Source organism: Georgenia subflava (assembly GCF_009193155.1).
Classification (GTDB): Bacteria; Actinomycetota; Actinomycetes; order Actinomycetales; family Actinomycetaceae; genus Georgenia; species Georgenia subflava.
Window position 1 is genome coordinate 843837 of the sequence record NZ_VUKD01000001.1, and the last position, 14091, is coordinate 857927.

Genomic DNA, 14091 nt, shown 5'->3' on the forward strand with positions numbered 1-14091 from the left:
GATGTCACTCCTTCGCGTAGGACCGGTCACGGCTCAACGTCGAGCCGGTCATCGTGGCAGCTTCCGACAACAGGAAGAGCAGGGGCCCGACCACATCCTCCGGAGTGCCGATCCCGGTGGTGCGGGTCCAGTGCTCGCGTTCGCCCCCGGTGGGGTTCGCGGCCTGGAACTGCGGCGTGTCGATGACGCCGGGCGCCAGGACGTTGACCCGGACACGGTGCTCGGCGACCTCGGCGGCAAGCGACTTGGCGAACGGGATGAGCGCGCCCTTGCTCGCCGCATAGGCAGCGGCCCCGGCGCGGCCCATGTGCGCCAGGCCGGAGGTGAACATGACGATCGATCCACCGCGTCGGGCGACCATGGACGGCAGCACGGCCTGGCAGGCCCAGACCACGCCGTCGAGGTTGACTCCGAGGACCCTCTGCCACTCGGCCGGGGACATCTCTGACACCGTCGTGCGCGGCTGGATGGCGGCGCCGGCGACGAGACCGGAGACGTAGCCATGCTCAGTGACAACGTCGGCGACGGCGGCGCGCACAGCCTCACGATCTGCGACGTCGACCGGGAGCTGGCGCACGCCCGGTGCCCCCTCCAGGTCGCGGGAGTGGGCGACGTCGAGCACCACGGCACTGCCGCCGGAGTCACCCACGGCGCGCGCGAGCGCGGCACCGATCCCGTTGGCCCCGCCGGTGACGACGACGACCTCGCCGGTGGCGTCGAAGGTGGCCCTCATCGGACGGCCCCCACGCTGTGCGAGACCGGCGCGGGCAGGGTCACCCCGACCTCGGCGGCAGCCGCGTGCAGCCCGGCGAGGGTGGTCGGGTCCAGCGCAATGCCATCGACAGCGGTGCGGCGAGCACGTTCGGCCTCGGGTTGACCGGGGAGCATGATGCGCTCGACCCCGGGACGCGGGCGCGAGCCGAGGACGGCCGCGGCGAGCTGGGCAACCCCAGCGTCGAAACCGGCGCGGCCGACGAAGTGCTCGACGTCCAGGGCGAGGAAGAAGTGCGAGCAGTCGTTGGGCACCGTCGTGTCCTTGTACAAGGGGGCAACCGCGTCACCGAATGCGCCGCCCGAGAGGACACCCGCCAGGATGTCTACGACGAGGGCGAGGCCGAACCCCTTGGCGCCACCGACGGGAAGCAGAAGGCCGGCAAGTGCCGCAGCAGGGTCCTCGGTCGGCAGCCCGTGCTCGTCCGTCGCCCAGGTGTCAGGGATCGATCTGCCCTCGGCAGCAGCGATACGGATCTTTCCCAGAGCCGCTTCAGACAGCGCCATGTCGAGTCCGAAGCCCGCTCCTTCACCACCGGGGACAGCGATGGCGAGCGGGTTGTTGCCGACGACCGCCTCGGCGCCGCCATGGGCGGGCATCAAGGGTCGCGTGTTGGCCATGGCGACGCCGATGCACCCCTGCTCGGCAGCCAGCTCGGCATAGGGAAGCGCCCGGCCGAAGTGAAAGGCGTGACGTACCGTGACCGCCCCGACGCCCAGCCGCTTTGCCTTCTCCACGGCGAGCGTCATCGCCTGGGCCCCCGTGAACTGTCCCAACGCGTGAGCGCCATCCAGAACGGCGGCGGCACCGCCGTCGTCACGCACGACGTCGGCCGTCTCGGCAAGCGTGACCGAGCCGTTCCTCAGGCGCGAGACGTACATCGGGACCAGCATGACGCCGTGAGAGGCAACGCCGTGCAGGTCGGCGTCGACGAGGCTGTCCGCGAGCACTCGAGCCTGCCGACTGTTGAGGCCGGCGCCCTCGAACACCGTCGCGGTCGCGTCAGCCAGCCATTCGGGACGCACTGTCGTTCGTGTGGTCAACGTGAGGTTCCTTCGGTTTGATATCTGATCAAGACGCTGCACCGGGAGGTGTGCTGATCGATGAGGGTGGTCAGTCGATGAGGGTGGCCAGCCTGTGTCAGGACGTCATGGCGTGACGCATGCGTTCCATCGCACCATTCAGATGGCGCATCATCGCCTCGGCAGCGGCTTCGGGATCGTGCTCCACGCAGGCTCGGAGAATCTCGCTGTGCTCGGCGTGGCTGCGCTCCTGTGCATCGCGATCCCGCGGCGCGGCGAAGCGATACCGCTCACTGTTCTGCCACACCGGGTCGATCGCACGCAGCAGCCAGCGCGAGCCGGACGCGCGGTAGAGGAGGAAGTGGAACTCTGTGTGCGCGGCACGGGCGGCATCGATCTCTCGCGCGTCGAGCAGCTCCTCGTGACGGTCCAGCGCGCGACCAGCCTCGGCGGCCTGGCCGGAGGTGAACCGCCGGGCTGCTGCTGCAACAACGATCGGCTCAAGGGCCAGACGCGTCGCGTACGTGTCCTCCAGGTCGGCCACCGACAGCTCGGCCACCCGCGCTCCCCGGTGCGGGACCACCTCGACGAGACCGAGGGCTCCGAGACGGCGCAGGGCCTCACGGACCGGCATGGCGCTGGTCTCGTAGTGCTCGGCAATCTCCTGGATCCGCAGCCAGGCGCCCGCCTCGAAGTCCCCTCGCAGGATCGCCCGGTGCAGCTCGACAGCCACCCGCTCAGCGAGCGTGCGTTGGATCCCGGTGCCGGCCTCGGCGAGATCGAAGAGTTGGCTCGACGTGCTCATCGGTGCTCCTCCGCCCACGGCAGCAACATCTTCTCCAGCCATACAAGCAGGTAGAACAGGATGATGCTCATCAGGGCGAGCAGCACGATCGCTGCGAATGCCAGTGCCGTGTCCGCGCTCGCTCCGGACTGCACGATGACGAAACCGAGTCCCGAGGAGGCTCCGACAAACTCCGCGATGACCGCACCGATGACAGCCAGCGAGATTGCGTTCTTCAGCCCTACGAAGATCTGGGGCAACGCCCACCAGAAGCGGATCTTGCGGAACTCCTGCATCTCCGAGGCGTCGAGCGAGCGAGAGAGCTCAACTAGTTCGGACGGCGTCGAGCGCAGGCCGGAGACCGTCGAGAGGACGATCGGGAAGAAGCACAGCAGGATCACCATGACGATCTTCGGCGTCTGTCCGAACCCCATCCAGACGACGAGAATCGGGGCGATGGCCACCTTCGGCACCGAGTTCACGGCTAGCAGCAGCGGGTAGAGCATCCGTTCGACAATCACGAACCGGGAGATGGCCATGGCCACCGGGACCCCGATGACGATAGAGAGGACGAAGCCGATAACGGTCTCCCCCAGGGTGACCCACGCCTGCTCGAGAAGGTAGGGGCCGAGCTCGACGATGGTGGCAACCACGACGTGGGGGCCGGGCACGAGGTACTCAGGAATGCTGAAGAGGACGGTTGCCAGCCACCACAGGGCGACGATGAGGACGACGGCGAGGACCGGTAGGCCCACGGCGGCGATACTGCGGCCACCCCGACGACGCCCACGTTGCGGCTCCGCGCGGCCAGTGGCCGCACTCCCGGTAGCGGTCACGGCGGTCATGCTGCGACTCCTTCACTCTCGGGCATGAGGAGGTCGTGCAGCCGGGCACTGACCTTCGTGACCTCGTCGGCGTGAGCCGTCTGACCAAGGGAGCGCGGACGCGGGATGTCCACCTCCACGATCTCGCGCAGCCGGCCCGGTCGGGGGCTGAGGACCACCACCCGGTCGGCAAGGAGAACAGCCTCGTCGATGGAGTGCGTGACGAAGACGATCGTGGTGCTCTCCTCGGCGACGATGCGCTGCAGCTCGACGGAGAGCTCTTCACGGGTGAGGGCGTCCAGAGCGGAGAACGGTTCGTCCATCAGGAGCACTTGTGGCTGCTGGATGAGTGAGCGGCACAGGGACACCCTCTGCTGCATACCCCCGGAGAGCTCGTGCGGGAGCTTGTCCTCGAACCCCTTGAGGCCCGCGAGCTCGACGAGATCGTGTGCGCGAGCCCGATGCGTGCGCCGGTCCAGCTTCAAGACTTCCACCGGCAGCATGATGTTCTCGACGACGCTGCGCCACGGCAGGAGGGCCGGTCGCTGGAACATCACGCTCACGTCCCGTCGGGGCGACGTCACGGGTTCGCCCCCCACCATCACCGTCCCCGCCGTGGGGGTGATGAGTCCGGAGATCACCCGCAGGAGGGTGGACTTTCCGCAGCCCGAACGCCCCACGAGAGTGACGAACTCGTTGGTGCCAACCTCGAGATTGATGTTCTCCAACGCATGGACCGTGCCCGACTTCGTCTCGAACACCTGGGAGACCTGGTCGATAGAGATCACGGCTACCTCACTCCCCAGGTGCGAGGTCGAAGTCGACAACATCGGCCGGGGCGATCTCGGTCTCCAGCGCCGGAGCCATGATGTCGATGACGGACTGGACGCGGGCTTGGTCGATCGCTCCGATGTCTGTGCCATCGACGTCGACATATGGCGCCATCAGTTCGACCTCGGTGGCGGCGACGTCGGCGTCCTGAGTTGGCTGGTACTTCTTGAGGATCTCGCCAGTCTCTTCGGGGTTCTCGATGGAGTACTCGAGGCCCTTCAACAGCGCCTCGGTGAATCGGCTGACGAGCTCGGGGTCAGAGCCGGCAAGCTCCTCGGAGGTGACGAGAACGTTGCCGTACAGCTCCGGCAGGACGTCACCGTAGGGAAGGACGACCACGTCCTTGCCCGACGCGGCGGCGGCAATGAGCGGCTCACCGACTACGAACTGACCGATTCCGTCTACCTGACCACTGACCAAGAGCTGAGGCAGCGCTGGAGGTGCCGCCGGGACGAACTCGACGGTCGCAGGGTCGAGCCCGGCGGCAGCGGCGTAGGTCGGGAAGATGACCTCGTTCGTCGAGCCCGGCTGGTCACCGATCTGCTTGCCCTCGAGATCTGTGGGTTCGGCGATGCCCCTGTCGCCGAGGGTGACGATCGCGGCGAGTGACTTCTGGTGGATGACACCGACGGTGGTGACGGGCAGGTCCTCGTTGGCGACCGTGACGACCACCGTGGAGAAGTCGCCTGTGCCGAAGTCGGCGCTGCCCGAGGCGACAAGCTTCATGACGTCGACCGTGCCAGATCCCGGCTGGATCGTGACGTCGATACCTGCCTCCTCGAAATAGCCCTTCTCCGAGGCGACGTAGACGTATGCGTCCCGCCCGAAGGTATTGAAGGAGGTGAGGTAGGTGACCTCGTCGGTCTCGGACCGCGACGTTGAGGACGTGCCGTCAGTAGCGCCCCCGGAAGCTTCGTCGGTCTGTCCAGAGGTCGCGCTGCACGCAGCGAGGGCGAAGATGCCCGCGAGGGCCGCGGTGGTGTTCAGCGCACGTCGTCGTGTGTTCATGGTTGTCCTGTCGCTCGGTACTCGGCGGACGGTCCTCGTCCACCCCTGAGTAGGAGACCGTGGCCCGCTGTCGTCAGGCTCGTACGGGTTCCCTGTCATCGTTGGCAAGTAGTCGCTTGTGGCGATGGACGACATGGTGTGACCGCCCACACATCATCTTTAGGCATATTTGATCAGATGTCAAGTGTCAGATCTGCCGACGCCCTCGACCTCCTCAACGCGACGCGAACACCGTGCGCAACGTCCGGACAGCGCAGGTGGTCGACCGACTTGAGCATCCGTCTGCGACGCCCCCTTTTGGGCAGGTCTAAGTGAACTGGCGAACCGTCACCTCGGGGGCAACAACCGGGAACTGGCTTGCAAAGGCACCGATGTATCCGGTTACATTGGCGTTGTTGTAACCGGTTACACAGCGGTTCTGAACGAGGAGGTCAAGGATGACGGTGCAGTTCGTCAGCGCCACGGAGGCGGCAGCCCAGGTGCCCGACGGCGGGACGGTGGCGCTGGCCGCGAACGGCGGCGGGATGCTCGAGCCGACGGCGGTGATCGCGGCGGTCGAGGAGCGGTTCGTCCAGACCGCCTCACCGCAGAACCTCACGCTCATCCACGCGCTCGGCGTCGGCGACCGAGGCTCCCGCGGCGTCAACGGCTTCGCCCACGAGGGGATGGTCAGGAAGGTCGTCGGCGGCCACTGGACCTGGTCGCCGACGATGATGGGCCTGGCCGCCGAGAACAAGATCGCCGCCTACGTCATGCCGGCCGGCGTCATCACCCACCTGTACCGCGAGTCCGGCGCCCGCCGCCCCGGGTACATCACCCGCACCGGCCTCCACACCTTCGCTGACCCGCGCCAGAAGGGCTGCCGCGCCAACGCCGCCGCCACGGAGGACCTCGTCGAGGTGCTCGAGCTCGACGGCGCGGACTACCTGCGCTACAAGCCGTTCCACGTCGACGTCGCGCTGGTGCGCGGCACCGAGGTCGACGAGCGCGGCAACATCGCCGCGGACTCCGAGCCGGCGGTCCTCGACGCCCTCGAGGCCGCGCAGGCCGCCCGCGGGTCCGGCGGGATCGTCATCGTCCAGGTCAAGCGCAAGGTCGCCGGCCAGCTCGACCCCCGCCGGGTCCTCATCCCGGCCGCCCTCGTCGACTACGTCGTCGTCGCGCCCGAGCAGACCCAGACCTACCTCACCGAGGAGGACCCCGAGCTCTTCGCGCCGGTCGCCCCCGAGGCGCTCGTCGGACCCTCCGGGGTGAGCGACCCGATCCGCGCGATCGTGGCCCGCCGCGCCGCACTGGAGGTCAACGCCGGCGACGTCCTCAACCTCGGGTTCGGGATGAGCGCCGACGTCGGCAACATCCTGCGCGAGCAGGGTCGCCTGAGCAGCGTCCAGCTCGCCGTCGAGCAGGGCCTCTACGACGGCGTCCCCGAGCTCGGCGACCTGTTCGGCATGTCCACCGGTCCCTCGGCCCGGGTGAGCTCCGCCGTGCAGTTCGACATCTTCTCCGGCGGTCTCATCGACGTCACGTGCCTGGGCATGGCGCAGGCCGACCGGCACGGCAACATCAACGTCTCGGCGTTCGGCGGCAAGGTCATGGGTCCGGGCGGGTTCGTGGACATCAGCTCCAACGCCCGCACCGCCGTCTTCTGCGGCGCCTTCCGTGCGAAGGGGCTCAAGGTCCATCTCGAGGACGGCCGGCTGGTCATCGACTCCGAGGGGCAGATCGCCAAGTTCGTCCCCGACGTCGAGGAGATCACCTACTCCGGGCCGTTCGCCGCCCGGGAGGGCCGCCGTGCCCTGTACGTCACCGAGCGGTGCGTCTTCGAGCTGACCGAGGAGGGCCTCGAGCTCATCGAGGTCGCCCCCGGGATCGACGTCGAGCGCGACGTCCTCGACCTGCTCGACTTCCGCCCGATCGTCCGGGACGTCCGCCTCATGCCCGCCGAGGTGTTCGCGCCGCTGACCACCGACCTGCAGCCCGTCGGCCGATAGGAGATCCCCATGATTGCCCAGCACGACGACCACGTCGTCATCACGTTCGACCGCCCGCACAAGCGCAACTCGATGGACCTCGCCGCGTGGACCTCGCTGCGCGAGGGGGTCGAGGCCGCGTCGGGGAACCCCGCGAACCGGGCGATCGTCCTGCGTGGGGACGCCCGCTCCTTCTGCGCCGGGAACGACATCGACTCGATGGCAGCGCTGGACGGCGAGCAGGACGCGAAGGACTACTTCGTGACCGGCATGCTGCCGACCTTCCGGGCGATCGCCGAGTCGCCGCTGCCCGTGATCGCCGTCGTCGAGGGCTCGGCCCTGGGCGGCGGGGTCGAGCTCGTCACGTGGAGCGACATCGTCATCGCCGGCTCGAACGCCACGTTCGGCCTGCCCGAGGCGAGGATCGGGGTGTGGGCGACCGTGTACTTCGGCGCCATGCCGTACGCCTCCGCCCGCCGGCTCGGCGCCCGACTCGCCCTCGCCGGTGACAGCCTCGGCCACACCGAGGCCAAGGACCTCGGCCTCGCGACCTACGCGGTCGACGCCGGTGCCGTCGAGGAGACCCTCGGTCGCGTGCTCGACGGCGTCCGGGCCGGGGCTCCCGACGCCGTCGCCCGGTCCAAGCGGTGGCTCAACCGCGAGCTGCTCGACCTCGGCGTCCGCGACTCCGAGGCGGCCCTGAACGAGCTGGCCGAGCACACCCTGCAGGGGCCGGAATTCGCCGGGCGGATGGCCGACTTCGCCGCGGCGAAGGCCGCGCGGGCCGCCGCGAAGGCGACTGTCCGATGAGCGAGCCTTCGATGAGCGAGTTCGCCAGCCGTACCGCCGCGGTCACCGGGGCCGCCAGCGGGATCGGCCGCGACATCGCCCAGGCGCTCGCCGCCGCGGGTACCGACGTGCTCTTCGTCGACCGCAACCCGGCCGTCACCGAGGTCGCCGCCACGGCCGGCGCGACCGGTCTGGTGGCCGACGTCGCCGCCCCCGACCTGGCGGACCAGGTCCTCGCCTGGCTGGACGGGCGGGGACTGGACCACCTCGTCACCGCCGCCGGCATCCAGGTCCGCACGGCGGCCGTGGACATCGCGGAGGAGGACTGGACCCGCCTCCTCGACATCAACCTCTCGGCGTTCTACCGGTCGGTCCGTGGGCTCCTCGGCGCCCTCCAGCAGGGAACCCGGGGCCGGCCGGGCAGCGTGCTCGCCATCTCCTCGATGTCCGCCGACCGGGCTGTCCCCGGCATCGTCCCCTACGGCGCGGTCAAGGCGGGCTTGTCCCACCTCATCCGCGGGCTCGCCGCGGAGCTGGGCCGCACCGGCCCGCGGATCAACGCGATCGCGCCGGGCTACATCGTCACCGAGATGACCCAGGAGATGCTGAGCCTGCCGGAGAACCACGACCGGATCGTCGAGCGGACGCCGATGGGCCGCCTCGGCGACCCGGCGGACGTCACCGGGCCGGCCATGTTCCTGCTGTCGGACGCCGCCGGGTTCGTCACCGGGCACACGCTGCCGGTCGACGGCGGGTACGCGCTCGTCTGAGAGCGCCGGGAACCTGAGGGGAGGACGATGAGCAGGTCGAACAGCGGCTCCGTGACCGTGCGGTCGGTCGCCCAGGAGGCCGGCGTCTCCGTGGCGACCGTCAGCCGCGTGATGGCCGGCGCCGCGAACGTCTCCGCCGAGCGCCGCGAGCAGGTCCTCACCGCGGCGCAGCGGCTGGGCTACCAGCCGAACCAGATGGCCCGCAGCCTCGCCACGGGCAGCTCCCGCTCGGTCGGCGTCGTCGTCCCCAACCTGTCCAACCCCTACTTCTACGACGTCATCCGCGGCCTCGGCCGGGCCAGCGCCGCGGGCGGCTACCGGATGGTCGTCTCGGACTCGATGGAGGATCCCGCCGCCGAGCGCGACCTCGTCGAGGACCTCCTGCGGTTCGTCGACGCCCTCGTCCTCGTCGCGCCGCGACAGGCGCGGGCGCAGCTCGACGCCCTCGCCGCGACCGCCAAGCCGGCGGTGACGCTCATCGGCCCGCACGCCGCCGGCCCGCTGCCCGACGCCACCGTGGACAACCGCGGCGGCATGCTCGCCCTGTACCAGCACCTCGCCGAGCTGGGGCACCGGCGCGTCGTCTACCTCGGCGGTCCTGCGGCGGCGCTGCAGAACACCATCCGCCAGGAGGCCGCGCTCGAGGCGGCCGACCTGGGTCTCGAGGTCGTCGTCGTGCCGGCCGGCGGCACGATCGAGGCCGGGCGCGACGCCACCGACGCGGCGCTGGCGCACGAGCCGACAGCGATCGCCGGCTACAACGACCTGGTCGCCCTCGGTGCCCTGCACCGGCTCGGCCAGCGCGGCGTGCGCGTGCCGGAGGACGTCTCGGTCACCGGGTTCGACGACATCGCCTTCAGCGGGTTCTCCTCCCCCGCGCTGACCACCGTCGCAACCCCGCGCGAGGAGCTCGGCCGGCTCGGGTGGGAGCTCCTCCACGAACGGATGACGGGACGGCCGAGCCGCTCCCCCGCCCCGCTCAGCGCGGAGCTCGTGGTCCGCGCCTCCACCGGCCCGCCGCGCGGGCGGGGGTGACCGCCCGCAGCTCCGTTGCCAGAGGGGACCGGTTCGGCGCAGACTGTCTGCCGTAGGCGCTGAGACACTCGGGCCCCCACTGGCGGGGCTCGCACTCGTGCGCGGACCTGAGAGGACCGCACCACGCGAGCACCAGGAACAGGGGCTCGCACCGACATCCAGGGCGCGCCCGAGCGGGGCGCCCCAGCTCACCGGCATCCCGGGTCGGTCGCAGGCTCACGGACCCGACGGCGGGGGCCGGGCGACGGCAGGAGGATCCGATGACCACCGAGAACGCTGAACGCATGCAGCAGACGGACGACGCGTGGAACGGCAGGGACTGGGACAGGTTCGACGAGCTCCACGACCCGGACTGCGTCGTCTACTGGCCCGGGCAGGAGGACTCCCCGACCCACGGCGGCGTGGACCACCGGGCCGAGGCGATCGCCTTCTGCGAGGCCTTCCCGGACAACAAGGTGACCAACCGCCCCTACGACATCCTCTTCGGCGAGGGCGACTTCACCTGCTTCGTCACCCGGTTCACCGGGACCTTCACCGCGCCGTGGAAGTTCCCGGACGGGACCGAGGTGGCACCCACGGGCAAGGCCTTCGACGTCCTGTACTCCACGGCGGCGAAGTGGCGAAACGGCCGGATCGTCGAGGAGTACCTCTTCTACGACAGCGCCACCTTTCAGAGGCAGGTCGGCCTGACCGACTGAGCGAACTCTCACGCCACCCGAGCCGCGCAGAAAGCACACCCCGCCTGCCGTGGTGCTCTCCTGCGGCGCGGTCTCGGGCGCACACTGAACGGTCGCACGCGCCGGCGCGGCGCACGTCCGGTGCCGCCTGATGCCCCGCTGGTACGGGCGCGGCGCACGTCCGGTGCCGCATGGTGCCCACTGGTGCGAGGCGCCTGTCGGGGCATGGCTACTATGCGTCCTGTGACGAGCCTCACGCTGTACATCCACTTTCCCGGCACCGCACGAGACGCCCTGACTTACTACGGCGAGATCTTCGGTGGCACCGTACAGGTGCACACCTTCGCCGAGTTCAACAGGGACGACGGTCCTGCCGACGCCGTCGCCCACGGTCAGCTGATGGACGGCCCGGTCACTCTCTACGCAGCCGATGCCTCGGCGGACGGACGGCCGGTGCGGTGCGAAGGTCTGATGCTGTCGCTCCTCGGTACGGCTGCGCCCGCCACGATGCGGAGCTGGTTCGAGGCCCTCGCCGATGGCGGCCGGGTGGTCGACCCGCTCCAGGTGCGCCCCTGGGGCGCCTCCGACGGTCAGGTCGTCGACCGTTACGGCCTCCACTGGCTCGTCGGCTACGAGGCTGAAGCGACGAGCTGACCGTCCGATCCGCTGATGTCCCGACGCATGACCAGCCGCGGCATCCTGCTCGCCACCGCGTCGGTCGTGCCGATGACCCGGAAGCCGGCCCGCTCGAACATCGACCGGGTGCCGACGAACGCCATGGTCGTGTCCATGCGCCCGTCGGGGTCCACGGGATACGCCTCGACGGCGGGTGCGCCGCGCGAGGCCGCGTAGGCTACCGCGCCGTCGATCAGCTGACCGGTCACACCCTTTCTGCGGTGGCCGCTGCGGACGACGAGGCAGATGACGCTCCACACCGGGACGTCGTCGACCGGCCGGATCAGCTTCGAGCCCGCCAGCCGCGGGATGTCGGTGCGCGCGCCGACGTTGCACCATCCGACGGGGACGCCGTCGAGGTAGGTCACGACGCCGGGCGGGTTCTCCCGCTCGCACAGCGACCGCATGGCCTTCTCGCGCGAGCCGCCGCCGAGCTCCTCGATGTCCTTGGTCCGGAGCCGGTGCGAGAGGCACCAGCAGTGGTTCTCGCGACGGTTCGGGTTGATGACGTCGGCGAAGTCCTCGAAGCGGTCGGCGGTCACAGGATGCGTCTCCCAGCTCATGGCACCACTGAACCACCGACCGCCGACACCGTCACGGCCGACTCAGCCCTCGCAGACGGTCCCGTCGGAGTCGCCGTCGCGGTACCAGCCATACTCCGGGTCGACGCCGGAGACGTACGGGCCGTAGCCCGCCGCCTTCGCGTCCTTGCACGAGTCGAAGCGCGGGTCCTGGGCACCCGCCGCGTCCGCCGCCGGCGCGGGAGCCTCGACGGCAGGCGCCGGTGCGGCGGGGGAAGGTGCGGCCAGCTCGGGCATCAGCGGGGCGGTCTCGCGCGAGGGCAGCTCCTGCGCCGGGCAGTCGCCGAGCACCCGGACCATCGCGTCACGCTCCGCCTCGGTCAGCCACAGGTCGTACTCGCGCTTCACGGCGACCTGACGAGCCACGTAGCCGCACCGGAAGACCTTGTTCGGCGGCAGCCAGGTGGCGGCGTCGCCGTCGCCCTTCTGCGCGTTGAGCGGCCCGTCGGCGGCGAGCAGGTTGAGCGGGTCGTTGCCGAACTCGCGCATGGTGGTCACGTCCCAGGACTGGGCGCCTTTCTGCCAGGCGTCCGACAGCGCGACGACGTGGTCGATCTGCACCTGGCCGGAGGTGCTGGAGCCGCGGGTGAAGGCGATGGGCGTGCCGGAGTACGGGTCGTCGAGCGTGCCGGTCTCCACCACGCACCCGTTGGTACCGACGCCGGTCACGAGGTCGGCAAGGTCCCGGCGCAGGATGTCGTTGCGGATGTCGCAGCCGTTGCGGTCCTGGTCGTACTCGCGGTAGGCGAACAGGTCCCGGTCGTAGCCGGTCTTGGGCGCGCGTCCCTTCACCTCGAGGTCGGCGACGGCGGCCAGTGCGGTCCCGGCCGCGGCGACCGGTTCCGCCGGCAGGGTCGGCGTGGGCGACGGCGCGACGGACGGGGCGGCCGAGGGCGAGGGTGACGGCGTGATCGCATCCGGGGTCGCAGCTGCTTCGGTGCCGCTGTCGCCCGTCGGCGTCTCGACGGCCGTCGGCGCCTCGACGGCCACCGGTGCGTTCTCGACCGGGTCGTCGAACGCGCTCGCACCGCCGACGAGCACGGCCACCACTGCCGCGGCGACGAGCGGGGTGCGCCACCGCGAGCGACGCTTGGGACCGACCTTCTTGAACACCCTTCGACGCTAGCCAACCGCACAGCTTTCCGGGCGTGAACGGCATAGGTTTCGGAGTGGACAGTGCGTTATCTCACGGTGGTTGCCGGACTCGTCGGCGGTCGGGTCATCCCGAGGCGTCGGCAGCTCCCTGTGCCGTGACCGGCGCCAGCTCGCGACTCAGGAACTCCGTGAGCCGGTCGAGTGCCGGCCCCGATGCCGCGCACCACGCGGGGAACGAGAAGATGCCGTGCGGGCTGTCGTCGAAGTGCGCGTGCTCGACCGGCACACCTGCCGCCCGCAGCGCCTGCGCGTAGCGCTCGCCGTCCTCCCTGAGGTAGTCGTGGTCGCTCGTCAGCACGAACGCCGCGGGGAGACCGGAGTGGTCCGGCGCCAGCAGCGGGGAGATGAGCAGGTCGGCCGCGTCCCCGTGCGCACCGACATACGCGGGGACGGTGTCTCGCGCGTCGCTCGCCCGCCCGAAGGGCCACGTGACCTGGGAGGTCATCGCCGGCGCGGTCGGGCGCAGGTCGAAACCGCCCTGGAGCAGCCCTTGCGCCCGGATCGCCGGACCGTGGCGCTCCCGTGCCATGAGGGTCACGACGGCCGCCAGGTTCGCGCCCGAGCTCTCCCCGACGACGGCCAGCCGCTCGCCGTCGCCCCCGAGCGGCTCGGCGTTCGCCGCCGCCCAGGAGGTCACGGCGTAGCAGTCCTCCCCCGCGGCGGGGGCCGGGTGCTCGGGGGCCAACCGGTACCGCGGCACCACGACGACGGCGCGGAGCCGTGTGCTCAGCCGGCTCGCCAGCCACGCGATGATCTCCGGGTGGCCGAAGACGAAGCCGCCGCCGGCGATGACGACGACGACCGGGGCACGCTGTCCGTCGTGCCGGCCGGGCGGCCGGTACAGGCGCGCCGGGATCGCTCCGGCCGGTCCGGGCACCGTGATGTCGGTGGCCGTTGCCGCCGGGTCCGGTCTGCCGTTGATGAGCCCGCCGACCCAGCGGGGACCGTCGTGCGCCTGCAGCACCTGTCGCTTGGCGTCGGACATCTTGGCGTACGGCCCCACGACGGTGCGCACCGTCCACCCCAGGGCCCGAACCCTCCACGGCAGTGCCATGCCGAACGCTCCTTCGCGTCACCCACGCAGCGACCATGGTCACGCGCGCACCGCCCAGCCACAAGGTCCGTCAGGTGCCCGCGCACGTGCTCGTTGCTAAGACGGCCTCCTCGCACCTCGTGCTCGACACACACGAGGCGCGGT

Annotated in this window: 15 protein-coding genes; 6 read left to right on the forward strand and 9 right to left on the reverse strand. The window is 70.4% G+C overall.

The window, feature by feature from the left end:
- Positions 1-4: 4 nt before the first annotated feature.
- The 6 genes from GD748_RS03885 to GD748_RS03910 form a co-directional block, all read right to left on the reverse strand.
- Positions 5-733, reverse strand: coding sequence for an SDR family NAD(P)-dependent oxidoreductase (locus GD748_RS03885; protein ID WP_152193847.1), 729 nt, complete (start codon positions 731-733; stop codon positions 5-7).
- Positions 730-1815, reverse strand: coding sequence for an Ldh family oxidoreductase (locus tag GD748_RS03890; RefSeq protein ID WP_152815360.1), 1086 nt, complete (start codon positions 1813-1815; stop codon positions 730-732). Before GD748_RS03890 ends, GD748_RS03885 begins: the two co-directional genes overlap by 4 nt.
- Positions 1816-1912: 97 nt before the next feature.
- A complete protein-coding gene (locus tag GD748_RS03895) occupies positions 1913-2599 on the reverse strand; it encodes a GntR family transcriptional regulator (RefSeq protein ID WP_152193848.1) in 687 nt (228 codons plus the stop codon).
- Positions 2596-3333 (reverse strand): ABC transporter permease, encoded by a 738-nt coding sequence (locus GD748_RS03900; RefSeq protein WP_226920721.1) that lies wholly within the window; start codon positions 3331-3333, stop codon positions 2596-2598. Before GD748_RS03900 ends, GD748_RS03895 begins: the two co-directional genes overlap by 4 nt.
- Positions 3334-3419: 86 nt before the next feature.
- The gene (locus GD748_RS03905; RefSeq protein ID WP_152193850.1) at positions 3420-4190 is read right to left on the reverse strand and encodes an ABC transporter ATP-binding protein; all 771 of its coding nucleotides are present in this window, start codon (positions 4188-4190) and stop codon (positions 3420-3422) included.
- A gap of 7 nt (positions 4191-4197) precedes the next feature.
- Complete coding sequence (locus GD748_RS03910) at positions 4198-5241, reverse strand: ABC transporter substrate-binding protein (protein WP_152193851.1); 1044 nt, start codon at positions 5239-5241, stop codon at positions 4198-4200.
- 437 nt (positions 5242-5678) lie between these two features.
- On the opposite strand from GD748_RS03910, the gene GD748_RS03915 reads away from it, so the two are divergent.
- The 6 genes from GD748_RS03915 to GD748_RS03940 all read left to right on the forward strand — a co-directional run bounded on the left by GD748_RS03915 (position 5679) and on the right by GD748_RS03940 (position 11136).
- Positions 5679-7232: an acyl CoA:acetate/3-ketoacid CoA transferase gene (locus GD748_RS03915; protein WP_152193852.1), complete on the forward strand. Its 1554-nt coding sequence runs from the start codon at positions 5679-5681 to the stop codon at positions 7230-7232.
- A gap of 9 nt (positions 7233-7241) precedes the next feature.
- Complete coding sequence (locus tag GD748_RS03920; RefSeq protein WP_152193853.1) at positions 7242-8021, forward strand: enoyl-CoA hydratase/isomerase family protein; 780 nt, start codon at positions 7242-7244, stop codon at positions 8019-8021.
- On the forward strand, positions 8018-8770 hold the full coding sequence (locus GD748_RS03925; protein WP_226920723.1) for an SDR family NAD(P)-dependent oxidoreductase: 753 nt from the start codon (positions 8018-8020) through the stop codon (positions 8768-8770). The genes GD748_RS03920 and GD748_RS03925 overlap by 4 nt, the downstream gene beginning before the upstream one ends.
- 27 nt (positions 8771-8797) lie before the next feature.
- A complete protein-coding gene (locus GD748_RS03930; protein ID WP_152193855.1) occupies positions 8798-9805 on the forward strand; it encodes a LacI family DNA-binding transcriptional regulator in 1008 nt (335 codons plus the stop codon).
- Between the two features lie 260 nt (positions 9806-10065).
- Positions 10066-10503 (forward strand): ester cyclase, encoded by a 438-nt coding sequence (locus tag GD748_RS03935; protein WP_152193856.1) that lies wholly within the window; start codon positions 10066-10068, stop codon positions 10501-10503.
- Between the two features lie 222 nt (positions 10504-10725).
- On the forward strand, positions 10726-11136 hold the full coding sequence (locus GD748_RS03940) for a VOC family protein (protein ID WP_152193857.1): 411 nt from the start codon (positions 10726-10728) through the stop codon (positions 11134-11136).
- Here the strand turns inward: GD748_RS03940 and GD748_RS03945 are convergent.
- The 3 genes from GD748_RS03945 to GD748_RS03955 all read right to left on the reverse strand — a co-directional run bounded on the left by GD748_RS03945 (position 11112) and on the right by GD748_RS03955 (position 13947).
- On the reverse strand, positions 11112-11720 hold the full coding sequence (locus GD748_RS03945) for a GNAT family N-acetyltransferase (RefSeq protein ID WP_152193858.1): 609 nt from the start codon (positions 11718-11720) through the stop codon (positions 11112-11114). The genes GD748_RS03940 and GD748_RS03945 overlap by 25 nt on opposite strands.
- Positions 11721-11762: 42 nt before the next feature.
- Positions 11763-12851, reverse strand: a complete 1089-nt coding sequence (locus tag GD748_RS03950) for a GmrSD restriction endonuclease domain-containing protein (protein WP_226920725.1) — start codon at positions 12849-12851, stop codon at positions 11763-11765.
- Positions 12852-12957: 106 nt separating this feature from the next.
- Positions 12958-13947, reverse strand: a complete 990-nt coding sequence (locus GD748_RS03955; protein ID WP_152193859.1) for an alpha/beta hydrolase — start codon at positions 13945-13947, stop codon at positions 12958-12960.
- Between the last annotated feature and the right edge of the window lie 144 nt (positions 13948-14091).